The sequence below is a fragment of the Streptomyces sp. NPDC002463 genome (assembly GCF_042889835.1).
In the GTDB taxonomy this organism is placed as follows: domain Bacteria; phylum Actinomycetota; class Actinomycetes; order Streptomycetales; family Streptomycetaceae; genus Streptomyces; species Streptomyces nymphaeiformis.
This window is the reverse complement of the sequence record NZ_JBIARL010000021.1, coordinates 84,186-106,454: the sequence shown is the minus strand read 5'-3', so window position 1 is coordinate 106,454 and position 22,269 is coordinate 84,186. Positions and strand designations below refer to the sequence as shown.

At 71.2% G+C, this 22,269-nt stretch carries 16 protein-coding genes; 4 read left to right on the top strand and 12 right to left on the bottom strand.

Annotated features, from left to right (window positions below):
• Positions 1-4 precede the first annotated feature (4 nt).
• From ACFYX3_RS33425 to ACFYX3_RS33415, 3 genes are all read right to left on the bottom strand, one after another.
• On the bottom strand, positions 5-664 hold the full coding sequence (locus ACFYX3_RS33425; protein WP_116158452.1) for a histidine phosphatase family protein: 660 nt from the start codon (positions 662-664) through the stop codon (positions 5-7).
• A gap of 83 nt (positions 665-747) precedes the next feature.
• Positions 748-1,353, bottom strand: a complete 606-nt coding sequence (locus ACFYX3_RS33420) for a YdbC family protein (protein WP_116158453.1) — start codon at positions 1,351-1,353, stop codon at positions 748-750.
• A gap of 42 nt (positions 1,354-1,395) precedes the next feature.
• Positions 1,396-2,130, bottom strand: a complete 735-nt coding sequence (locus ACFYX3_RS33415; protein ID WP_389021590.1) for an arylamine N-acetyltransferase — start codon at positions 2,128-2,130, stop codon at positions 1,396-1,398.
• Positions 2,131-2,367: 237 nt separating this feature from the next.
• Here ACFYX3_RS33415 and ACFYX3_RS33410 point away from each other — a divergent pair, with 237 nt between their 5' ends.
• Complete coding sequence (locus tag ACFYX3_RS33410; RefSeq protein WP_389021587.1) at positions 2,368-2,898, top strand: TerD family protein; 531 nt, start codon at positions 2,368-2,370, stop codon at positions 2,896-2,898.
• 102 nt (positions 2,899-3,000) lie between these two features.
• Here ACFYX3_RS33410 and ACFYX3_RS33405 read toward each other — a convergent pair whose 3' ends face one another.
• Both ACFYX3_RS33405 and nrdR read right to left on the bottom strand, forming a co-directional pair.
• A complete protein-coding gene (locus tag ACFYX3_RS33405) occupies positions 3,001-5,895 on the bottom strand; it encodes a vitamin B12-dependent ribonucleotide reductase (protein WP_376585063.1) in 2,895 nt (964 codons plus the stop codon).
• A gap of 173 nt (positions 5,896-6,068) precedes the next feature.
• Positions 6,069-6,578 carry a transcriptional regulator NrdR gene (gene nrdR / locus ACFYX3_RS33400; RefSeq protein ID WP_382659544.1) on the bottom strand — a complete coding sequence of 170 codons (510 nt, stop codon included), beginning with the start codon at positions 6,576-6,578 and terminating at the stop codon, positions 6,069-6,071.
• A 437-nt stretch (positions 6,579-7,015) separates the two neighbouring features.
• Between nrdR and lexA the strand changes: the two genes are divergently transcribed.
• Positions 7,016-7,804 (top strand): transcriptional repressor LexA, encoded by a 789-nt coding sequence (gene lexA / locus ACFYX3_RS33395; protein WP_116158457.1) that lies wholly within the window; start codon positions 7,016-7,018, stop codon positions 7,802-7,804.
• A gap of 73 nt (positions 7,805-7,877) precedes the next feature.
• Here lexA and ACFYX3_RS33390 read toward each other — a convergent pair whose 3' ends face one another.
• The 5 genes from ACFYX3_RS33390 to ACFYX3_RS33370 all read right to left on the bottom strand — a co-directional run bounded on the left by ACFYX3_RS33390 (position 7,878) and on the right by ACFYX3_RS33370 (position 16,047).
• Positions 7,878-9,848 carry an ATP-dependent DNA helicase gene (locus tag ACFYX3_RS33390; RefSeq protein WP_389021582.1) on the bottom strand — a complete coding sequence of 657 codons (1,971 nt, stop codon included), beginning with the start codon at positions 9,846-9,848 and terminating at the stop codon, positions 7,878-7,880.
• A 37-nt stretch (positions 9,849-9,885) separates the two neighbouring features.
• Complete coding sequence (locus ACFYX3_RS33385; protein ID WP_389021578.1) at positions 9,886-11,730, bottom strand: IucA/IucC family protein; 1,845 nt, start codon at positions 11,728-11,730, stop codon at positions 9,886-9,888.
• Positions 11,731-11,789: 59 nt separating this feature from the next.
• Entirely contained in the window at positions 11,790-12,446 is a 657-nt protein-coding gene (locus ACFYX3_RS33380) for a GNAT family N-acetyltransferase (RefSeq protein WP_389021575.1), read from the bottom strand.
• Between the two features lie 62 nt (positions 12,447-12,508).
• Complete coding sequence (locus ACFYX3_RS33375) at positions 12,509-14,527, bottom strand: IucA/IucC family protein (RefSeq protein WP_389021572.1); 2,019 nt, start codon at positions 14,525-14,527, stop codon at positions 12,509-12,511.
• A gap of 38 nt (positions 14,528-14,565) precedes the next feature.
• Positions 14,566-16,047: a diaminobutyrate--2-oxoglutarate transaminase family protein gene (locus ACFYX3_RS33370; RefSeq protein ID WP_389021568.1), complete on the bottom strand. Its 1,482-nt coding sequence runs from the start codon at positions 16,045-16,047 to the stop codon at positions 14,566-14,568.
• Between the two features lie 336 nt (positions 16,048-16,383).
• On the opposite strand from ACFYX3_RS33370, the gene ACFYX3_RS33365 reads away from it, so the two are divergent.
• Positions 16,384-17,556: a hypothetical protein gene (locus ACFYX3_RS33365; RefSeq protein ID WP_352024097.1), complete on the top strand. Its 1,173-nt coding sequence runs from the start codon at positions 16,384-16,386 to the stop codon at positions 17,554-17,556.
• Positions 17,557-17,733: 177 nt separating this feature from the next.
• Positions 17,734-18,897 carry a trypsin-like serine peptidase gene (locus tag ACFYX3_RS33360; RefSeq protein WP_376585076.1) on the top strand — a complete coding sequence of 388 codons (1,164 nt, stop codon included), beginning with the start codon at positions 17,734-17,736 and terminating at the stop codon, positions 18,895-18,897.
• 74 nt (positions 18,898-18,971) lie between these two features.
• On the opposite strand, the gene hflX is transcribed toward ACFYX3_RS33360, so the two are convergent.
• Positions 18,972-20,465, bottom strand: a complete 1,494-nt coding sequence (gene hflX, locus ACFYX3_RS33355) for a GTPase HflX (RefSeq protein ID WP_376585078.1) — start codon at positions 20,463-20,465, stop codon at positions 18,972-18,974.
• A gap of 172 nt (positions 20,466-20,637) precedes the next feature.
• Positions 20,638-22,128 carry a M1 family metallopeptidase gene (locus tag ACFYX3_RS33350; RefSeq protein WP_389021563.1) on the bottom strand — a complete coding sequence of 497 codons (1,491 nt, stop codon included), beginning with the start codon at positions 22,126-22,128 and terminating at the stop codon, positions 20,638-20,640.
• Between the last annotated feature and the right edge of the window lie 141 nt (positions 22,129-22,269).

The window sequence follows — 22,269 nt, the reverse complement described above, 5'->3', positions numbered from 1 at the left end:
CACTCTATCCGGTAGGGCCGTACGGTTCCGGGGTACGCCAGCGTTCGAACGGCCTGTCCAGGCGGTAGCGGCCGTCGTTTCCGAGCAGGAGGGTGCGGGTCTCGGCGTTGCCGGGATTCGACAGCGACTCGAAGTCCGCGACCGTCCAGTGGAACCAGCGCATGCAGAACAGCCGCATGGTCAGCCCGTGGGTGACGAGCAGGACGTTGGGCGGGTGGTCGGGCGCCTCGAAGCTGCGGTACAGGCTCTCCAGGAAGGCGCCGACGCGGTCGTAGACGTCCGCGCCGGACTCGCCCTGGGCGAAGCGGTAGAAGAAGTGCCCGTACGCGTCCCGGTAGGCCTTCTGCAGGCGGACGTCCTCCCGTTCCTGCCAGTTGCCCCAGTCCTGCTCCCGCAGCCTGGGCTCCTCCCGTACCCGGACCTGCTCCGCGGGGAGCCTGAAGGCCCGGAGGGTCTCATGGGTGCGGCGGTACGGCGAGACGTAGACGCTGACCGGTTCGTCCCCGAAGAGTTCCCGCAGCCGCTCCCCCGTCTCCGCCGCCTGCCGCCACCCGGTCTCGGTCAGCCTCAGGGCATGGTCGGGCTCGCGCTCGTACACCGTGTCATCGACATTGCCCTCGGACTCTCCGTGCCGTACGAGAACGATGCGCCGCGGTCGTGCCATACCCCGACCCTAGATCGCCGCTCTCCGGCGGGCGCAGCCGAGGTCGGGACCGGAGTCCATCCGAGGGAGCAGGGGGTGGGAGGTCAGACCGTCCAGGACGGTTCGAGCTGCACCACGTCCCCGTTCAGCGCCGCCACGTCGGCCGCGGTACGGGCCCGCAGTCCCAGCCGCTCCACGCGCTCGACCCGGTACTTTCCGTGCTCGGCGGCGGACTGCCACATCGAGAGCACCAGGAACTCGCTGCCGGGCGCCTCGCCGAACAGGCCCCGCAGCATGCCGGGGGACCCGGCCATGGCCGGGTTCCACACCTTCTCCTGCATGAGCGCGAAGTGCTCGGCACGGTCCTCGTGGACCCGGCAGTGCGCCACCCGCGCCACGTCGGCGTCGGCGAACCGCGGCTCGAAGCCCGTCTTCACATCGAAGCGGTGGTCGAAGAGCTTGACCTGGGCGTCCTTGAACGTGCCGACCTGGGAGGCCGCGAGACGATCGTGCGACCTCGCCATGAACGAGTCGTAGAAGGCGCGACTCTCCCAGAACGCGAAGATGTGGGCGACGTCCGGGCGACCCCGGCTCCACCCGCCGCCCTGTCCCCGGAATCCCGGCTCACCGAGCAGCCCCGCCCATTTCCGCTGTCCCCGCTCGAACCCTCGACGGTCCACGACGGTGCAGCGAATCCACTTGACCAGCACCGCGCCATCGTACGGGGCCGGAGGGCACCCCGGCAGACCCCGTCAGGCTCCCACCGGGTGCAGTCGCTCCAGACCCGCGCGCTCCTCGGCGTCCAGTTCGATGCCGAACTCGGCCTCCAGGGTGGCGGCCAAATCGTGGGCCGTCAGAATCCGTTCCTCGACTGATCCGTCCGGGCGCACGAGCGAGAGCGTCTCGCGCAGCAGCGATCTCCGCACGTCCGCGCCCGGCCGCTGGGCCACGACCTGGCCGAGGAAACGTGACTCCGGATGGCTGGAGCTGTAGTGGTTGAGGACGGTGAAGTCCCCGGGCTGGTACGCCTGCGGCGAGAACGCGTACACGTCCGTCCAGCCCGTCGGCCGCAGCGAGCGCAGCACATGGATGCCGTCGTCCTCGACGCCGATGCCGAACGTCCAGCCGTCCTGCTCCACGCGCGCGCCGTCCCGGAGCGGCACGGGCTCCAGCGGCCCCTGCCAGCCGAACCCGACGTCGGCGAGCCAGTGTTCGCCCTCGACCGTCACGGCGAGGAGCGCGTGGGTGACCGGCGGCAGCGTAGCGCCCCGCGAGCGGTTGCGCGCGCCGCGGCCCTCCACGTGGAAGCCGATCCGTTCGAGGGCCGCCGCCAGGAGGGAGTTCTGCTCGTAGCAGTAGCCTCCCCGGCGCCGCTCGACGAGCTTGGCCTGAAGGCTCTTCAGATCCAGGGGTATCGGCCTTCCGAGAGCGACGTCGAGGTTCTCGAAGGGAATGATCGAGGCGTGCGCCCGATGAAGGGCCGTCAAGGTCCTCAGATCGGGCGTGAGTTCCCCGTCCCGCGCGATGTCGTATCCGATTCGAGCCAGATATGCGTCGAGATCCAGCTCGTCACCACTCCACAAACCGCTCTCCCCCTCAGCGTCGGGTCCTCTGTCGTAGGCACATGACACCATGAGCAAGAAGCCCACGACCAAGGGCTTTTGAAGGAGCGACGGTACGAGGCGAGGGCGTGCGCGGGGGCGTGCGCGGAGAGGGGAAGCACCATGAGCGGACTCAACAAAGGGGTGGGACGCGTCGAGGTCACGCTCAAGTGGGACCCCGCCCCGGCCGGCGCGCCGGCGCACGACCTCGATCTGGTCGCCGGGGTCTTCGCCGCGGGTGATCCACACGGTGCGCCGGTCCATCTGGTTCACTTCGGCAGCCGCTCCCCGGACGGCACGATCACGCTCCACCGCGACAGCCGCACGGGGCAGGGATTCGGCTACGACGAGGCCATGACCGTGGAGCTGAACCGCCTCGACGCGCGGTACGCGCGGGTGGTGGTGGGCGTGGCCATACAGCAGGGCGGCGGGCGGCTGACCTTCGGCGACATAGCGAACACGGGCATACGGGTCCGCGAGGGCTACACCGACCTGCTGACCCACGATTTCGCGGACGTCCCCGGGGCCCGTGCGGCGACGGTCGTGGAGTTCACCCGTGACGGGACGGACGGCTGGTCGTACCGCTCGATCAGCCGCGGCTTCGACGCCGACCCGCAGGCCTTCGGCACTCTCCTGGGCTCCACGGTGTCCTGACGCCCCTCATGTGAAAAGGGGCGCCGACCGGTGGTCGGCGCCCCTTCACGGGCGATCCGGTGCGCTCAACGGCTTCCGCCCCTCAGCGCACCGGGGGCGGGGTCAGCTGCAGCCGCTGGTCGAGCCGCAGCCCTCGCAGATGTAGCAGGAGCCGGCCCGCTGCATCTTCGTACCGCAGGAGAAGCAGAGCGGGGCGTCGGCGCTGATGCCGAGCTGCATCTCGACGAGCTCCGCGGAGGTGTGGGCCTGCTTCGGAGCCGGGACCTCGGCCTTCGGGGCCGGGGCGGGGACGGCCTTCGGCTCCTGGGCGCGGGGCGCGGACTGGGCCAGGGCCTCGACGTCGACGTCCTCGTCCTCGGCCTGCTCGTACGAGCCGGTGTCCAGGTGGCGCTGGCGCTCCTCGGCCGAGTGGATGCCGAGGGCGGAGCGGGTCTCGAAGGGCAGGAAGTCCAGCGCCAGGCGGCGGAAGATGTAGTCGACGATCGACTGCGCCATCCGCACGTCCGGGTCGTCGGTCATGCCGGCCGGCTCGAAGCGCATGTTGGTGAACTTCGAGACGTAGGTCTCGAGCGGGACGCCGTACTGCAGGCCGACCGAGACGGCGATGGAGAAGGCGTCCATCATGCCGGCGAGGGTGGAGCCCTGCTTGGACATCTTCAGGAAGACCTCACCGAGACCGTCGTCCGGGTAGGAGTTGGCGGTCATGTAGCCCTCGGCGCCGCCGACGGTGAAGGAGGTGGTGATCCCCGGGCGGCCCTTGGGCAGACGCTTGCGGACCGGGCGGTACTCGACGACCTTCTCGACGGCCTCGCGGATCGTCGCCTCGGACTTCGCGGTGACCGCGGCCTTCTCGTCCTCCTTCTTCTTGGCGGAGAGCGGCTGGCCGACCTTGCAGTTGTCGCGGTAGATGGCGAGCGCCTTGACGCCCATCTTCCAGGCCTCGAAGTAGACCTCCTCGACGTCCTCGACCGTGGCCGTCTCCGGCAGGTTGACGGTCTTGGAGAGGGCGCCCGAGATCCACGGCTGGATGGCGGCCATCATGCGGACGTGGCCCATCGCGGAGATGGAGCGCTCGCCCATGGCGCAGTCGAAGACCTCGTAGTGCTCGGTCTTCAGGCCGGGGGCGTCGATCACATTGCCGTGCTCGGCGATGTGGGCGACGATCGCCTCGATCTGCTCCTCCTGGTAGCCCAGGCGGCGCAGGGCCTGCGGGACGGTGCCGTTGACGATCTGCATCGAGCCGCCGCCGACGAGCTTCTTGAACTTGACCAGGGCGAGGTCGGGCTCGAGGCCGGTGGTGTCGCAGGACATCGCGAGACCGATGGTGCCGGTGGGGGCGATGACCGAGGCCTGGGCGTTGCGGAAGCCGTTCTTGGCGCCGAGGCGGATCACGTCCTGCCAGGCCTCCGTGGCGGCGGCCCAGATCGGCGAGTCCAGGTCGTCCATGCGGACGGCCTTGGTGTTCTCGTCGGCGTGCTGCTGCATGACGCGCTGGTGCGGCTCGGCGTTGAGGGCGTAGCCGTCGTACGCGCCGACGACCGCGGCGAGCTCGGCGGAGCGCTTGTACGAGGTGCCGGTCATCAGGGAGGTGATGGCACCGGCGAGGGCGCGGCCGCCGTCGGAGTCGTACGCGTGGCCGGTCGCCATCAGCAGGGCGCCGAGGTTGGCGTAGCCGATGCCGAGCTGGCGGTAGGCGCGGGTGTTCTCACCGATCTTCTGGGTGGGGAAGTCGGCGAAGCAGATGGAGATGTCCATCGCGGTGATGACGAGCTCGACGACCTTGGCGAAGCGCTCGACGTCGAAGGACTGGTTGCCCTTGCCGTCGTCCTTGAGGAACTTCATCAGGTTCAGCGAGGCGAGGTTGCAGGACGTGTTGTCCAGGTGCATGTACTCGCTGCACGGGTTCGAGCCGTTGATGCGGCCGGACTCGGGGCAGGTGTGCCAGTGGTTGATCGTGTCGTCGTACTGGATGCCCGGGTCGGCGCAGGCCCACGCGGCCTCGGCCATCTTGCGGAAGAGCGCCTTGGCGTCGACCTCCTCGATGACCTCGCCGGTCATGCGCGAGGTGAGGCCGAACTTGCCGCCGGACTCGACGGCCTTCATGAACGTGTCGTTCACGCGGACGGAGTTGTTGGCGTTCTGGTACTGGACGGACGTGATGTCGTCGCCGCCCAGGTCCATGTCGAAGCCCGCGTCGCGGAGGGCGCGGATCTTCTCCTCCTCCTTGACCTTGGTCTCGATGAAGTCCTCGATGTCGGGGTGGTCGACGTCGAGGATGACCATCTTGGCCGCGCGACGGGTGGCGCCGCCCGACTTGATCGTGCCGGCGGAGGCGTCGGCGCCGCGCATGAAGGAGACCGGGCCGGAGGCGTTGCCGCCGGAGGAGAGCAGCTCCTTGGAGGAGCGGATGCGGGAGAGGTTCAGGCCGGCGCCGGAGCCGCCCTTGAAGATCATGCCCTCTTCCTTGTACCAGTCGAGGATGGACTCCATGGAGTCGTCGACGGACAGGATGAAGCAGGCGGAGACCTGCTGGGGCTGCGGCGTGCCGACGTTGAACCAGACCGGCGAGTTGAAGCTGAAGATCTGGTGCAGGAGGGCGTAGGCGAGCTCGTGCTCGAAGATCTCGGCGTCGGCGGGCGAGGCGAAGTAGCCGTACTCCTCGCCGGCCTTCGTGTACGTCTTCACGATCCGGTCGATGAGCTGCTTCAGACCGGTCTCGCGCTGCGGAGTGCCGACGGCACCGCGGAAGTACTTGCTGGTGACGATGTTGACCGCGTTCACCGACCAGAAGTCGGGGAACTCGACGCCGCGCTGCTCGAAGTTGATCGAGCCGTCGCGCCAGTTGGTCATGACGACGTCACGGGGCTCCCACGCCACCTCGTCGTACGGATGCACGCCGGGGGTGGTGTGGATGCGCTCGATACGCAGGCCCTTGCTCGCCGACTTGGCTCCCTTGGTGCGGGAACCACGTGCCGGGCCGCTCGCCGTCTCTGTCATGCCGCCTCCCATATACGGGCAAAACACACTTTGGCGCCCAGATAGTCCCAGGGCACCGTCTTCTGTACGTCGTTCTGTACTGCTGCCACAGGGACCACAGAGGTCACCCGGGGCACGTCTACCAGGCCGCACGGCGGCCGGTCGCCGGGCCGCGGAAGGCCCGGACCGCCGATCTAGTCGGCGGCGGTGGCGGGAACGGGGACCTCGGGGGTCGCACCGGTCCCGCCGTTCTCAGCGGGAGGCCGCACGCGGAGTTCCGCGATGGCGGCCTCGAAGTCTTCGAGGCTGTCGAAAGCCTTGTACACGGACGCGAAGCGCAGGTAGGCGACGAGGTCGAGCTCCTGCAGGGGGCCGAGGATGGCCAGGCCCACGTCATGGGTGGTCAGCTCGGCGCTTCCGGTGGCGCGCACCGCCTCCTCGACCCGCTGGCCGAGCTTGGCGAGGGCGTCCTCGGTGACCGGTCGCCCCTGGCACGCCTTGCGCACGCCGGAGATGACCTTGGTGCGGCTGAAGGGCTCGGTGACACCGGAGCGCTTCACCACCATGAGCGAGCACGTCTCCACCGTCGTGAAACGACGGGAGCAGTCGGGGCACTGGCGACGACGTCGGATCGACGTCCCGTCGTCGGTGGTGCGACTGTCGACGACACGGCTGTCGGGGTGCCTGCAGAAGGGGCAGTGCATTGGTTCCAACCCTCCTCGCGGCACGACTGACTCACCTCGCCCGGCCCGTCAAGGCCCTGCGAAGCGACCACCAGCATAGGCGATGCGAGCACCCCCGGCAGACCGGGGACCACTACCCCTGGGTGGCAGATGCCATCCAACCACTAGATCTTGGGTTGGGGGCGCTTCCGACCCCTCCGCGTGTCGCGGCCCGGGCACTCCCCGGGATCCGGGCCTCCGGGTGCGACACTGGGCGGTGCACCGGTTGCTCGCACCCCAGCGGCGAAGGCTACCGTAACGACCGATTTGGGGCGGCGCCGCGAGCACGCTCATACACCCCCGCACATACACACGTAAGGCAATCTGCGAATTTTCACTCGAACGTGTGTTTGGCGCAACCTTTCGAAAGCTACTACCGTTGTGCCAGCGAGGGAGACCATTCGAGAGGGGCCGACGACGTGACCACCACCGCAGACAGTGCCACCATCACCGCCCAGGACCGCTCCCAGGGCCGACTCGAGCCGGTGCACGCCATGACTGACGCAAGCATGAACGGCGAGGAGCCCGGGCGACCCGCCCGCGCCCTCCCCGGACGACCTCCAGGCATCCGCGCCGACAGCTCCGGACTCACCGACCGGCAGCGCAGGGTCATCGAAGTCATCCGCGATTCGGTCCAGCGGCGCGGCTACCCGCCGTCGATGCGCGAGATCGGGCAGGCGGTCGGCCTCTCCAGCACCTCCTCGGTGGCGCACCAGCTCATGGCGCTGGAGCGCAAGGGCTTCCTCCGTCGCGACCCGCACCGGCCCCGCGCCTACGAGGTCCGCGGCTCCGACCAGCCGAGCACCCAGCCGACGGACACCACCGGCAAGCCGGCCGCGTCGTACGTGCCGCTGGTCGGCCGCATCGCGGCCGGTGGCCCGATCCTGGCCGAGGAGTCCGTCGAGGACGTCTTCCCCCTCCCCCGGCAGCTGGTCGGCGACGGCGAGCTGTTCGTCCTGAAGGTCGTCGGCGACTCGATGATCGAGGCCGCCATCTGTGACGGCGACTGGGTCACCGTCCGCCGTCAGCCCGTCGCGGAGAACGGCGACATCGTCGCCGCGATGCTCGACGGCGAGGCCACCGTCAAGCGCTTCAAGCGCGAGGACGGCCATGTCTGGCTGCTCCCGCACAACGCGGCGTACCAGCCCATCCCCGGCGACGAGGCCACCATCCTCGGCAAGGTCGTGGCGGTGCTGCGGCGGGTGTGACGCTCCCCGCCGGCTCTGACCGGGCCCCGGGACCCACTGCGCCGGTCCCGGGGCCCTGCCGTGTCCCGACCCGCTAGTCGGCCGCCTTCGAGGCGGCGTCGATGGCCGCGAGGGACTTCCGGACCTGGTTGCGGTCCGTGGTGTACCAGAAATCGGGCAGCGAGGCCTTCAGATAGCTGCCGTAGCGCGCAGTGGCCAGCCGGGGATCCAGGACCGCCACGACACCCCGGTCACCGGTCGCCCGCACCAGCCGTCCGGCGCCCTGGGCCATCAGCAGGGCCGCGTGGGTCGCCGCGACCGCCATGAAGCCGTTCCCGCCGGCCTCCTCGACGGCCTTCTGCCGGGCGCTCATCAGCGGGTCGTCCGGGCGCGGGAACGGAATCTTGTCCATCACCACCAGCTGGCAGCTGGGCCCCGGGACGTCCACGCCCTGCCAGAGCGAGAGCGTGCCGAAGAGGCAGGTCTTCGGGTCGGCCGCGAAGTTCTTGATCAGCTCGCCCAGGGTGTCCTCGCCCTGGAGCAGGATCGGCAGCTCCGGGACCCGGCTCCGCAGCTCCTCCGCCGCCTGCTGCGCGGCGCGCATGGAGGAGAAGAGACCGAGGGTCCGCCCGCCGGCGGCCTGCATCAGTTCGGTGAGCTCGTCGAGCATGTCGCCCCGCTGCCCGTCGCGCGCGGGCTTCGAGAGGTGCTTGGCGACGTACAGGATGCCCTGCTTCGGATAGTCGAACGGGGAGCCGACGTCGATGCCCTTCCAGACGGGCAGGTTGTCGCCCTCGGTGCCCTCGGGGGCCAGTCCGAGCGACGCGCCGACGCCGTTGAAGTCGCCACCCAGCTTGAGCGTGGCCGAGGCGAGCACCACGGACCGCTCCGTGAAGAGCTTCTCCCTGAGCAGGCCCGAGACGGTCAGCGGCGCGACCCGCAGCGAGGCCCCGAACCGGTCGTGGCGCTCGTACCAGACGACGTCGTACTCCGAACCGTGGGTGATCCTCTCTGCAACACCGTGCACGGTCTCCACGGAGGCCATGGCCTGCTTGCGCACCGCGTCCTCGTCCTGCACGGACCGGTCCCGGGTGTTGCCCAGAGCCGTGATCACGGCCCGGGCCGCGTCCCGCAGCGCCATCAAGGCGTACGCCAGGTCCTCCGGGATCTCCTCCAGGCGGCCCGGCAGCGCCAGCTCCATGACCCGCTCGAAACCCTCCGCGGCGGTCTGCAGCTGGTCGGCCGCCTTCTCGTCGACGAGCTTGGCGGCCCGGCGCACGGCACGGTTGACCTGGCCCGGGGTGAGCTCACCGGTGGCGACACCCGTGACCCGGGAGACCAGCTCATGGGCCTCGTCGACGATCAGCACCTCGTGCTGCGGGAGCACCGGCGCGCCCTCGATGGCGTCGATCGCGAGCAGCGCGTGGTTGGTGACGACGACGTCCGCGAGCTTGGCGCGCTCGCGTGCCGCCTCGGCGAAGCACTCCGGCCCGTACGCGCACTTGCTCGCGCCGAGGCACTCGCGGGAGGAGACCGAGACCTGCGCCCAGGCCTTGTCGGAGACGCCCGGCGTCAGGTCGTCCCGGTCCCCGGTCTCCGTCTCGTCCGACCAGTCCCGCAGCCGCAGCAGGTCCTGGCCCAGCTTGCTCGACGGAGCGGCCGCCTCGAACGGGTCGAAGAGGCCTTCCTCCTCGTCCTGCGGGACCCCTTCGTGGAGCCGGTGCAGACAGAGGTAGTTCGACCGGCCCTTGAGCATGGCGAACTGCGGGCGGCGGCGCAGCTGCGGGTGCAGCGCCTCGACCGTCCGGGGAAGGTCGCGCTCGACGAGCTGGCGCTGGAGCGCCAGGGTGGCCGTGGCCACCACCACCCGCTCGCCCTGGGCCAGCGCCGGCACGAGGTAGCCGAGCGACTTGCCCGTGCCGGTGCCGGCCTGGACGAGGAGGTGGGAGTTGTCGTCGATGGCCTCGGCCACGGCCTCGGCCATGGTGACCTGGCCGGGCCGCTCCGTGCCGCCGACGGCGGAGACGGCGGCGTGGAGGAGGTCGGGGAGGGATGGCTTCGTCATAGCGCTTCCACCCTACGGGGCGGGACTGACAGCCGGGTCACGCGAGCGGATTGCGGACGGTCCCGTGGACGGCCGCGTGCGGGCGCTCGGGCCGGTCCCGGTAGCCGTCCAGGTGCAGACGGTTGCGGTTGAGACAGAGCCGCTCGATGCGCGGGGTCAGGAGGTCGAAGAGCTCGAACCGCTCCTTCAGTTCGGGGAAGCGTGACTGGTGCCGCAGGATCTCCGCCCGGACAAGGCCCCAGAAATCCTCCTCGGACACCCCCAGTTGGTCCTCGCAGAGCGGCGCCAGGTAGCGGAAGACGCCGACGAAGAGCCCCGAGTGGATGAACTGGATCAGGAATCCGGGCGCCTCCGTCAACAGGACGTCGCGGACATCATCCGGAAGGGTGGCGTGTTCGGGAAGCGGGTGGGCACTGATGTTCACATCGTCGACGAAGTCCTTGATCGCCAGCCGGACCGGGACGTCGTCGCCGTCGTACACGACGATCGCGTTCTCGCCGTGGGGCGAGAAGACCGTGCCGTACCGGTAGAGGAAATGCAGCAGCGGGGGGAGCAGAGCCGTGAAGAGGTGCTGGAGCCAGACAGCGGGGGCGAGCCCGGAGCGCTCGACGAGCTCGGCGACGAACGCCCGGCCTTCCGGGTCGGTGTGGAGGAGGGAGGCGAGGGTACGGGCCCGCTCGCCCGGGGGCAGCCTCAGCGGTTCGCGCCAGATCGCGCCGAGCAGTTCCTTGTACTGGTACGGGACTTCGGGCAGCCGGTCGTACAGGGGGTGCTCGACCGTGACGGAGGCGACCTCGCCGAGGAGGATCACCCGGCACTCGTCCCGGAGGAACGGGTCGGCGTCGCGCAGGCCGTGGACCCAGGCGGTCACGGCGGGCGCGGCAAGGGTCCGCTCGGTGGGCAGGCCGCGCCAGACCAGGGTGTTGAGCACCGACAGCGGCAGCTTGACGGTGTGCCGCTCGGGCCGGCTGGTGTTGAGAAAGGTACGGACGGACTGCTGCGGCAGGCGAAGATCGTCGTCGGCTGGGAGCGGGACGACGGTCCCGGCGGCGACGGCCGGGGCGTAGAGCGGGAGCAGGACCTCGTCCCACTGCCAGGGGTGGACGGGCAGCAGGAGGTAGTCGTCGGGCTCGTGGCCTCGGGCGGTCAGCGCGGCGCGGAAGGCGGCGTGGACCTCGGGGTCGAGCTCTCGGGTGTAGAGGCGGTCGGGGGTCTCCAGGTCGGCCACGCCCCGGTAGGCGGCGATGCGGTTGCTGACGGCGATCCACGGCAGCCGGGTCGCACGGCGTGCCTCGGGGGCCCAGTGGGCGGCGTCGGTGGCGGAGAAGCCGATGCGGCCCTTGTTGAGGACGAGCCAGGGGTGGCCGGTCTGGTGGCCTTCCAGTTCCGCGTAGGAGAGGTCGGCCAACCGGTCGGCGGTGAGTGCGGTGTGGTCGAGGCGGACGTCGGCGGCCAGGGTGGCGGAGAGCTCGCGGATCAGGTGGCCGAGGGTGGCGCCGTCGAGCCGGATGAGGCGGCGGGCGCGGACCAGGAAGTCGAAGGGGTCGGTGAGGGGCCGGCCCTCGTGGGTGATCGAGCCGGCGGTGATGTGCCAGCTGCCGTAGGCGCCGCGGCGGGCACGGAAGGTGAGCGTGGTGCCGTCGTCGAGGCGCAGGGCGTACCGGTCGGACTCGCCGTCGTCCGTGGGGACGGGTTCGACGATCTCCTCGTAGGCGAACTCGGAGAGGGCCTTGGCGAGGAGCCGGGAGGACGCCCGCGCCCAGGCGGTGGCGTTCAGCTCGGGGGGCGCGAGCAGTACGGGAGCCGCATCGGCTTCGGTGATGGGAGCCGGGGCGGTGGGGGCGGGTCGTGCGGAGTCGTGAGGTGCAGGGGACGTCGACACGGGGACTCCTCGGAGTGGGAACCGCTGTGGGTGGAGCGGCGTTTACAAGGCAGGGGTGATCACAGAACGTGACGAAGAGCCCGGTCTCGGATCATGAGCGCGGCTCTTTTGTCGGGGAGGTCGACTTCCGCCGCGTAGCGGAAGCCGCCACTGAGGAACGCGGAGACGGAGGGGGTGTTGAGGATGTCGGGTTCGGCGACGACGCGGGTACAGCGGGGACGGTGGTCCAGGACCAGATCGGCGACGGCGCGCAGCAGCGTGGTGCCGACGCCCCGGCCCCGGTCCGTGACGCCTCCGATCAGCAGGTGGATACCCGTGTCGTGGGGACGCGCCGGGTAGTACCGGGCAAGCGGGTCGAGATCGGCGCGGTAGATCTCGAAGTAGCTCATGGGCGTGCCGTCGAGGACGCCGAGGCAGGGGACGCTGCGGCCGTCGCCCTCGAGTTGGGCGCGGACGTGATCGGCGGTGACGGTGTCGGGGCCGGCGAGCTCCCAGAAGGCTGCGACGGCGGGGTCGTTCATCCAGCGGGCGACCAGCGGCAGATCCCGTTCGAGTCGCACGGGTACGAGCTGGAAGGAGCCCACGGGGGTCTCGGCGGGTCCCCAGGCGGCGACGGAGTCGAGGAGATCGCCGTCGAGGAGGGCGACGAGGTCGTCGACCCTCAGGTCCAGGGTGTCGTCCCCGGGCGGGTCGACCGGTGGGCGGGTGGGTGACACGGTGTCGCTCTCCTCTCGGCGGTGGGGTGCGGTCGGGCGGGCGTGGGATGGCGCCGACGGGTTCAGGTACGGAGGGGGTTGGTGACGGTGACGTAGACGGACTGGGTGTCGACGGGCCCGACAAGCTCGTCCAGGCCGTGCAGACGGGTGAGGAGGTTGGCCTTGCTGCGCAGGGTCGCGGCTTCCAGGAGCCGGTGGGGAAGGGGTGAGCCGAGGCCGGTGGCGGAGGTGAGGAAGCTGCGGAAGGCGGCGAGCAGGACGCGTTCGTCGGCGAGGTGCTGGGCGCCGAAGGCGCCGATCAGACCGAGGACGTTGTTGATGCCGAGGTAGTAGGCGAAGCGCTCGTCGGTGACCTGGTCGGAGACGAAGGTGTCGCTGTCGGCTCCGATGCCGGGGAGGCGGCTCTCCAGCTCGCCGCGGTGGGACTCGCGGAAGTAGTAGCCCTGGTTGTCGCGGTACCGGCCGCCGACCGGCCAACCGTCCGGGTCCAGGAGCACCAGGGTGTTCTGCTGGTGGGCCTCCAGGGCGATGCCGGCGTGGCCGTCGAGCCAGAGGACGGGGCGGACGACCTGGTCGAGGTAGCGGAGGAACCACTCGGCGGCGACGGCGGCCGTGGGACGGCCGGTGCGGGCGGAAAGCCGTCCGATGACGTCGGCGAGCCGGGAGCGCATCGTGGCGGATCCCGGCCATGGGCGGGGAGCGGTGAGGGAGGCGATGCAGACGGCGTCGTCGCCGTGGCCGAAGGGGTTGTGGCGGATCATGACGTCGAGGCCGGGGACGGGGGTGCCGTCCGGGGCGTCCACGGCGAGCCAGGCGGGGTCGCGGACGATGTCGAAGCTCGGGTGGGCGGCCTGCCACTCGTCGACGAGGCCGGTGCGGAGCAGTCGGTGGACCTCGACGCCACGGTGGAGTTCCTTGCGGAGGTTCTCGCGGCGGGAGTTGGTGATGCGCAGGCCGAGGGAGAGCTTGAGCATGGCCCGGGCGCCCGGGCGGTGCACGGTGCGGACGGAGGAGGTGGGGTGCCAGGGGCTGCCGTGGAGGCCGAGGTCGTGGAGGAGGCCCGCGTCGAGGAGGGCGCGGACGTCGGAGCGGTGCAGGAGTTCGCGGGCCTGCCAGGGGTGCAGGGGCAGCGGTGCGGTTCCGGTCGGGAGGGTGAGTCCTTCGGCGAGACCGGAGGCGAGTTGTTCGGCGCTGACGGGCCGGCCCTGTTCGGTCCAGGCGGAGTCGGAGGCGAGGAGGGTGCGGTCGACGGCGATCCAGTGGAGGGGGAACGAGCCGTGGAGTTCGGGTGAGTAGAGCCGGCCCTCGGCCTCGGAGAGTCCTTCGCGGCTCTTGGGGGTGGGGTGGAGGGGGTGGCCGAGCAGCAGGGACTGTTCGGCGGCGAGGAAGAGGTCGGCGTCCGGGTGGGGCTCGGGCCGGCGGCGGCGCTCGGCCAGGAAGTCGGCGGTGCGGCGGGCGGAGTCGGCGACGCGGCCGACGAGGTCGGCGCCTTCGGAGCGGCCGGTCTCCCGGCTGAGCAGGGCGGCCACCGTGACGGCGTCGGCGGCCGGCGCCGAGGCCGGGAGTCCTTCGAGGGCGGGGGCGCCGAAGCGGTGCCAGCCGGTGGGCGACCAGTAGCGGACGGGGACGAGGAGGGCGGTGCCGCTGGCGTCGAGGGGGATGCGCAGGGTGGCGGATCCGGGGGCGGGCAGGTTCTTCTCCCGGACCCAGCAGCGGAGGAGGTTCTCGACGGCGGCGGCGTCGGCGGCGTGCTGGGGGTCGGGGTCGTCCAGGGGGTCGGGGGTGGCTGCCGGGCGCGGGGACCGCGGTTCGAACGGTCCGGTGTGCTGGCGCGGGACGGTCGGCTCCTCGGAGGGAGGGGCCTCGGGGTGGAGAGCCTCGGCGCGAAGGGCCGCGGCACGGAGGGGCGCCGGGTGAAGGGGCTCCGGCCGGAGGAGCTCCTGGTGGATGGCCTCCGCGTGGAAGCCATCCGCGTGGATGGCCTCCGCGTTGAGGGCCTCAACGTCGAACGGGGATTCGGGGAGCGGGGTGGTGTGGGGGCGGTTGGTGGTGGGGGTCGGGGAGGTGGGGGTGGGGTTCACGGGGGCTTCCTTGGGGGTGGGGCCGGGGCGGTCCGGGGTCAGAGGGACGGGCCGGAGGCGTTCCGGGGGGCCGTGGCCCGGCGGGAGGCGGGCGGGTGGGGGGTGTGGGCCCGTTCGGCCGCGGCCAGGGCGTCGGCGAAGCGGTCGAGGACGGCGGTGGCCTGCTCGTCGGTGAGGGTGAGCGGGGGCAGGAGCCGGACCACCGCGGAGTGGCGGCCGCCGAGTTCGACGATGAGGCCGCGGGCGAGGCACTCCTGCTGGACGGCGAGGGCCAGGGCGGGGGCGGAGGGCGGGACGGAGTCGTCCGGTCCGGCCGCGTCGGGGTCGACGAGTTCGACGCCGATCATCAGGCCCCGGCCGCGGACGTCACCGACGCAGGGGTGGGCGGCGGCGAGGCCCTGGAGTCGGCCGAGGATACGGGCGCCGAGGGTGCCGGCCCGTTCGGCGAGCTTGTTCTCGCGGACGTAGGCGAGGGTGGCGGTGCCGGCGGCCATGGCGAGTTGGTTGCCGCGGAAGGTGCCGGCGTGGGCTCCGGGTTCCCAGACGTCGAGTTCGGACCGGTAGACGATGACCGCGAGCGGGAGGGAGCCGCCGATGGCTTTGGAGAGGACCATCACGTCGGGCACGACGCCGCTGTGCTCGACGGCCCAGAAGGCGCCGGTGCGGCCGACGCCGGTCTGGACCTCGTCGACGACCAGGGGGATGGAGCGGTCTGCGGTGATCCGGCGCATCCGGCGCATCCAGTCGTCGGGGGCGGGGATGACCCCGCCCTCGCCCTGGACGGCTTCGAGGATCATTCCGGCGGGGATGGTGACGCCGCTCTTGGGGTCGTCGAGGAGGTTCTCGGTCCAGCGGGCCGAGAGTTCGGCGCCGCGCTCGCCGCCGGCGCCGAAGGGACAGCGGTACCGCTGCGGATAGGGCAGCCGGGTGACGCGGACGTCGGGCGCGCCTCCGGAGGCGTCGAGGGCGCCGGCCGTCATGCCGTGGTAGGCGCCGGTGAAGGCGAGGAGCCCGTTCCGGCCGGTGGCCGTCCGGACGAGCTTGAGGGCCGCCTCGACGGCGTCCGTGCCCGCCGGTCCGCAGAACTGGATGCGGGCGTCGTCGGCGAGCGCGCCGGGGAGGGTGGCGAACAGTTCGGAGGTGAAGGCGTCCTTGAGGGGGGTGGCGAGGTCGAGGACGTGGAGGGGGGCTCCCGAGTCGAGGACCTTCCTGATGGCTTCCAGGACCACGGGGTGGTTGTGGCCGAGGGCGAGGGTCCCCGCGCCGGACAGGCAGTCGAGGTAGCGGCGGCCGTCGGCGCCCTCGATGGTCAGTCCCCGGGCCCGTACGGGGACGATGGGCAGGGAGCGGGCGTAGGTGCGCGCGGCGGACTCGCGCTGGGACTGGCGGCGCAGGATGCCTTCGTACTCGCCCCCCTGGCCCGTCCCCTGGCCAGTCGCTTGCCCCGCCCCCTGGTCCGTCGGCCGGGTCTGGGTGTGCGCGGCCGGTGGTGCGGCCGGAGCTGATTCGGTCACGGCCACGGCTCGTGTCCTCCCGCTGTAACAGTTGCGTTGCACATCGGGGCGTCGTGGAGCCGCCGCAAGGGCCGCCCTGAACGCCACCGTTGTGTCCCCCGTACGTACCAACGACGGGAACTGCCGGGGATCACGGGCCGAAAGGCAGGAACTTGGCGTGTCCCGGATCACGGCACGGCAACGGCTGAACCATGCACGGAACCGCCGACGGGGCGCGTACCGTCCCCTCCGGCACCGGCATAGTGGGGGCCGTCGGTCGTGTCCGCGAGGACCCGGCCGCTGTTCGCGCATGCATGAGCTGCACACGTTCCACAAGTTGACGTAGTCCCAGGGGGATCACGAATGCGATCGATTCGTCCGCTGCTGATGGCGGCTTCCGCCGTCGCGGCGCTGACGCTCACCGTCACGGCCTGCGGTCCGAGCGAGGAGAACGCGGGGGGTACGCCCTCCGCGCCCGCGAGCCTGGACCCGGGCAAGATCAAGATTCCGGAGGACCTGAAGAACCGCCTGAAGGAACACGGGATCGATCTCGACAAGTGGCGGAACGGCGACTGGAAGAACTGGGACCGCGACAAGTGGCTGCGTGAGGCCAAGGACTTCGTCAACCCGATCATCGAGGACCTCTGGGACCCGGACCGGATGCGCGAGGCCGAGCGCCCCGACAAGCCGGTCGAGGAGGAGGACATCTCGGGTGACAAGGGTGTCACCGACCCGACTCCGGACCCGGTGAAGGCGAAGGCCGTGGCGGCGAAGTACCACGACAACGCCCCCGAGTCCGGCAAGGTCTTCTTCGACAGCCCCGAGGGCTCGATGGTCTGCTCGGCCACGGTCGTGAAGGACCCGGCGCACCCGGGCAAGTCCAACCTGGTCTGGACGGCCGGCCACTGCGTGCACAAGGGCAAGCAGGGCGGCTGGTACCGCAACATCGCCTTCGTCCCGTCGTACAACGACTCGGCGATGGCGACCTCGGACCTGGAGAAGGCCACGCGGGAGCAGATCGCCCCGTACGGCGTGTGGTGGGCCGACTGGGTCAAGACCTCCGACCAGTGGATCGCCGAGGGCGCGTCCACCGGTGGTGCCGGTGCTCCCTACGACTTCGCGGTCATCAAGGTGACCCCGGAGAAGGGTTCCTCGGGCAAGTCCCTGGAGGAGACGGTCGGTTCGGCGCTCCCGGTGGAGTTCAACGCCCCCGCCGTGCCGAAGATCGCGAGCCTGACGGCGACCGGTTTCCCGGCGGCGCCGCCGTTCGACGGCCAGAAGATGTTCCAGTGCACGGACAAGCCGGGCCGGCTGTCCCTGAAGGCCGAGCAGCCGACGATGTACCGGATCGGCTGCACGATGACCGGTGGTTCGTCCGGCGGCGGCTGGGTCGCCCAGGGCCATGACGGCAAGCCGGCGCTGGTGTCGAACACCTCGATCGGCCCGTCGACGGCGGGCTGGCTCGCGGGTCCGCGCCTCGGCCCGGAGGCCAAGGCCGTCTACGACGAGGTCAGCAAGAAGTACGCAGGCCAGTAGGCACATCGAGCCCGGAGGCGGGACCCTCGGGGGTCCCGCCTCCACCCATGTCCGGCCCGACCGGCATACTGTGCACCACTCATGACACGTCCATGGCAACACGCGTCCATGGCGGCACTCCTTCATGCCGGCGCGTGTCCATGGCAACACCGGGCAATACCAACGGGGATCACCTTCATGCGTTCTGTACGACTCATACCCGCCGTCCTCGGCATGGTCACCGCGCTCGCGCTGACCGCCACGGCCTGCGGCCCCACCGAGACCCCGGCCGACGGCACTCCGGCCGCCGGGGCGAGCAGCTCCGCCGACGCCGGTGACGGTGGCGCCGACCTCACCAAGGACCTCGCCGACAAGCTGAAGAAGCACGGCGTCGACCTGGACAAGTGGAAGAACGGCGAATGGAAGAACTGGGACAAGGACACCTGGCTCCGTGAGGCCGAGGACTTCGTCAACCCGGTGATCGACGGCCTCTGGGACCCGGCGCGCATGCAGTCGGCGAAGAGCCCGGACCAGACGATCACCGCGCAGGCGGGCACCGGCGGCACCGACCCGACGCCCCGCCCCGTCAAGGCCCAGCGCGAGAAGACGCCGTACCACCGCAACGCGGCCCCGGTCGGCAAGATCTTCTTCGACTCGCCCGAGGGCTCGATGGTCTGCTCCGGCACCATCGTGAAGGACCCGCGCCACCCCGGGAAGTCGAACCTGGTCTGGACGGCCGGCCACTGCGTCCACGCCGGCCAGAAGGGCGGCTGGTACCGCAACATCGCCTTCGTCCCGGCCTTCAACGACCTGGGCAAGTCCCCCGCCGCGCTGGAGAACGCGCAGCCGCAGGAGGTCTACCCGTACGGCCAGTTCTGGGCCGACTGGGCCGTGACCTCGGGCGAGTGGATCAACGCGGGCGGCACCAACCAGGCCTGGCCGTACGACTACGCCGTGCTGCACGTGCAGCCGGAGCGCGGCGGGAAGTCCCTGGAGGAGACCGTCGGCGTCGCCCTGCCGGTCGACTTCTCCGCGCCGTCGGCCGCGCAGGCCGGGACGATGGGCGCCTGGGGCTACCCGGCGGCGCCGCCGTACAACGGCATGATCATGCACAAGTGCCTCGACCGGCCGACGCGCCTCACCACGGCTCCGGCCACGCCGACGATGTACCGCATCGGGTGCACGATGACCGGTGGCTCCTCGGGCGGCGGCTGGTTCCGCGTCCTGCCCAACGGCAAGACGGCGCTCGTGTCGAACACCTCGATCGGCCCGGCCGGCAGCAACGGCTGGCTCGCCGGACCGCAGCTCGGCCGTGGCGCCCAGGCCGTGCACGAGATGGTCAGCAAGAAGTTCGCGGGCTGACCCGCCAAGAGCGGTGGACAGCAGAAGGCGCCGGTCTCCCCCCGAGAGGGGGAGACCGGCGCCTTCGCCGTTCGTCAGTGCGCGGCCGGGACGTACGGCGCGAGCAGCGCCGCCAGTTCCTCGTGCACCCGGGCCTTGAGCAGGGTGCCCTCCGGGGTGTGCTCCTCGGACTGCACCTCGCCCTCGGCGTGCACGCGCGAGACGAGACCGCCCTGCGTGTACGGCACGAGGACCTCCAGCTCGACCTGCGGGCGCGGCAGCTCGGAGTCGATGAGCGCGAGCAGCTCGTCGATGCCCTGGCCCGAGCGGGCCGAGACCACGATGGAGTGCTTCTCCATCCGCAGCAGACGCTGGAGGACCAGCGGGTCGGCCGCGTCGGCCTTGTTGATGATGACGATCTCCGGCACGTTCACCGCGCCGACGTCGCGGAAGACCTCGCGCACGGCGGCCAGCTGCTCCTCCGGGGCGGGGTGCGAGCCGTCCACCACGTGCAGGATGAGGTCGGACTCGGCGACCTCCTCCATGGTGGAGCGGAACGCCTCGACCAGGTGGTGCGGCAGGTGCCGGACGAAGCCGACGGTGTCGGCCAGGGTGTAGACCCGGCCGGTGGGCGTCTCGGCCCGGCGGACCGTCGGGTCGAGGGTGGCGAACAGTGCGTTCTCCACGAGGACGCCCGCGCCGGTGAGGCGGTTGAGCAGGGAGGACTTGCCGGCGTTGGTGTATCCGGCGATGGCGACCGACGGCACCTTGTTACGGCGGCGCTCCTGCCGCTTGATGTCGCGGCCGGTCTTCATCTCCGCGATCTCCCGGCGCATCTTCGCCATCTTCTCGCGGATGCGGCGCCGGTCGGTCTCGATCTTGGTCTCACCGGGACCACGGGTGGCCATGCCGCCACCGCCGCCGCCACCCATCTGACGGGAGAGCGACTGACCCCAGCCGCGCAGTCGCGGCAGCATGTACTGCATCTGCGCGAGTGCGACCTGCGCCTTGCCCTCTCGGGACTTGGCGTGCTGGGCGAAGATGTCGAGGATGAGGGCGGTCCGGTCGACCACCTTCACCTTGACGACGTCTTCGAGGGCGATGAGCTGGCCGGGGCTGAGCTCACCGTCGCAGACGACGGTGTCGGCACCGGTCTCGAGCACGATGTCGCGCAGCTCGCGCGCCTTGCCCGAGCCGATGAAGGTGGCCGGGTCCGGCTTGTCGCGGCGCTGGATCACGCCGTCGAGCACGAGGGCGCCGGCCGTCTCGGCGAGGGCGGCGAGCTCCGCGAGGGAGTTCTCCGCGTCCTGCACCGTCCCGGAGGTCCAGACACCGACCAGCACGACGCGCTCCAGGCGCAGCTGGCGGTACTCGACCTCGGTGACGTCCTCGAGCTCGGTGGAGAGGCCCGCGACACGGCGCAGCGCCGCACGCTCGGAGCGGTCGAACTGGTCGCCGTCCCGCTCTCCGTCGATCTCGTGGCTCCAGGCGACGTCCTCTTCCATCAGGGCATCGGCCCGAAGGCTCTCGGTACGGCTCGTCTCCGCGAAGCTCTGCTCGTCCTGGGAAGGGGAAGAAGAGGAGGTCATTGGGTCCTAACGTCGATGAGGAGATGTGTGTGCCTGTGCCGGTCACAACGCCTGCGGATGCCGGAAGATTCCCGTCCGCGGCCGCGTCGCCGACCTGAAGATGGTGTCACGGCCCCACCGGGCCCGTCATCCGGGTTTCGCCGCGACCCGACCCCGGGGTTCGCCGCGACCCTCAACCGGGTTTCGCCGCGGTCTTCGGCGCCTCGGCGGGGCGGCTGCGCCAGTCCGGGTGCCCGGGCATCGCCGGGGTCTTCGCCTCGTACAGCCAGCCGTGGAGGAAGGCGGTGAGGTCGCGTCCGGCGACCTCACCGGCGAGCGCGACGAAGTCGGCGGTGGTTGCGGTCCCGTCCCGGTGCTCGGCGACCCAGCGGCGCTCCAGGGTCTTGAAGGCCTCGGTGCCGATCTCCTGGCGGAGCGCGTAGAGGACGAGGGCGCTGCCGTCGTACACGACGGGCCGGAAGAGGCTGATCTTGTGGTCGGGCGTGGGGGGTTCCGGGGCGGCCGGGGGTCCGCCGTCGGCCCTCCACCCGTCGGAGGCGGCGTACGCGGCCTTCATGCGGAGCTCCAGCGACTTGCCGGCGGTCTCCTCGGCGTACAGCGCCTCGTACCAGCTGGCGTGTCCCTCGTTGAGCCACAGGTCGGACCAGGTACGGGGCGAGACGCTGTCGCCGAACCACTGGTGGGCCAGCTCGTGGACCATGACGGAGTCGACGTACCACTCGGGGTAGGCGGGCTCGGTGAAGATGCCGCGTTCGAAGAGCGAGAGGGTCTGGGTCTCCAGCTCGAAGCCGGTGTCCGCGTCGGCGATGAGCACGCCGTACGTCTCGAAGGGGTACGGGCCGACCTGCCGCTCCATCCACTCCAGGTGGCCGGGGGTGCGGCGCAGCCAGGGCTCCATGAGCTGCCGGTCGGCGGTGGCGACCACGTCCCGTACGGGCAGCCCGTGGGGGCCCTCGCGGTGGACGACGGTGGAGCGGCCGATGGATACCTGGGCGAGCTCGGTGGCCATGGGGTGCCGGCTGCGGTACGTCCAGGTGGTGGTGGCGCCGTGGTCGACGCGGCCCTCGGGGAGGCCGTTGGCGACGACGGTGAGCTCGCTGGGGGCGGTGATCCGGAAGGTGAACCAGGCCTTGTCGGACGGGTGGTCGTTGGAGGGGAAGACCCGGTGGGCGGCGTCGGCCTGGTTGGCCATGGCGAGGCCGTCGCCGGTGCGGACCCAGCCGCCGGTGGCGGCGGGGCCGGTGGGGTCGCTGGTGTGGGTGACGGTGATCTCGACCTCCTCGCCCGCGTCGATCGGCACGACGGGGGTGACGACCAGGTCCTCGCCGCTGCTCGCGTACCGGGCGGGCAGGCCGTCGACGGTGACGGCGGAGACCGTGCCGTGGGTGAAGTCGAGGTTGAGCCGCTCCAGCTCCTCGGTGGCGCGCGCGTCGATCCGGGTGACGGCGGCGAGGGGCTTGGTGTTGACCCCGGGATAGGTGAGGTCGAGCGTGTACGCGAGGACGTCGTAGCCGGGGTTGCCGAGATGGGGGAAGAGCGGGTCCCCGATGCCGAGCGGCGCGGGGGCGGGCAGTGCGGCGGCGACGAGCCCGGCCGAGGCGGCGACCAGGACGGCGGAGCGGAGCCACCGCGCGCGGGGCAGGGGCGTTCGGACGAGCGGCATGGGCCAGGGCCTTTCCGGAGGAATGGCCCTACGGCTACCAGTGCGGCCGCCGCGCACGGGGGCGGCGCGCGCACCGGCCACCCGAAGGGGGACACCCGAGGCGGGTCACCGGCTCAGGCCGCGGGAACGGCGGGCACCCGG

What these genes read in the sequence shown, in the direction of transcription:
- ACFYX3_RS33425 (WP_116158452.1), bottom strand. Translation starts at nt 664, where the DNA reads ATGGCACGACCGCGGCGCATCGTTCTCGTACGGCACGGAGAGTCCGAG.
- ACFYX3_RS33360 (WP_376585076.1), top strand. Translation starts at nt 17,734, where the DNA reads ATGCGTTCTGTACGACTCATACCCGCCGTCCTCGGCATGGTCACCGCG.
- ACFYX3_RS33365 (WP_352024097.1), top strand. Translation starts at nt 16,384, where the DNA reads ATGCGATCGATTCGTCCGCTGCTGATGGCGGCTTCCGCCGTCGCGGCG.
- ACFYX3_RS33350 (WP_389021563.1), bottom strand. Translation starts at nt 22,128, where the DNA reads ATGCCGCTCGTCCGAACGCCCCTGCCCCGCGCGCGGTGGCTCCGCTCC.
- ACFYX3_RS33390 (WP_389021582.1), bottom strand. Translation starts at nt 9,848, where the DNA reads ATGACGAAGCCATCCCTCCCCGACCTCCTCCACGCCGCCGTCTCCGCC.
- ACFYX3_RS33405 (WP_376585063.1), bottom strand. Translation starts at nt 5,895, where the DNA reads ATGACAGAGACGGCGAGCGGCCCGGCACGTGGTTCCCGCACCAAGGGA.
- nrdR (WP_382659544.1), bottom strand. Translation starts at nt 6,578, where the DNA reads ATGCACTGCCCCTTCTGCAGGCACCCCGACAGCCGTGTCGTCGACAGT.
- ACFYX3_RS33410 (WP_389021587.1), top strand. Translation starts at nt 2,368, where the DNA reads ATGAGCGGACTCAACAAAGGGGTGGGACGCGTCGAGGTCACGCTCAAG.
- hflX (WP_376585078.1), bottom strand. Translation starts at nt 20,465, where the DNA reads ATGACCTCCTCTTCTTCCCCTTCCCAGGACGAGCAGAGCTTCGCGGAG.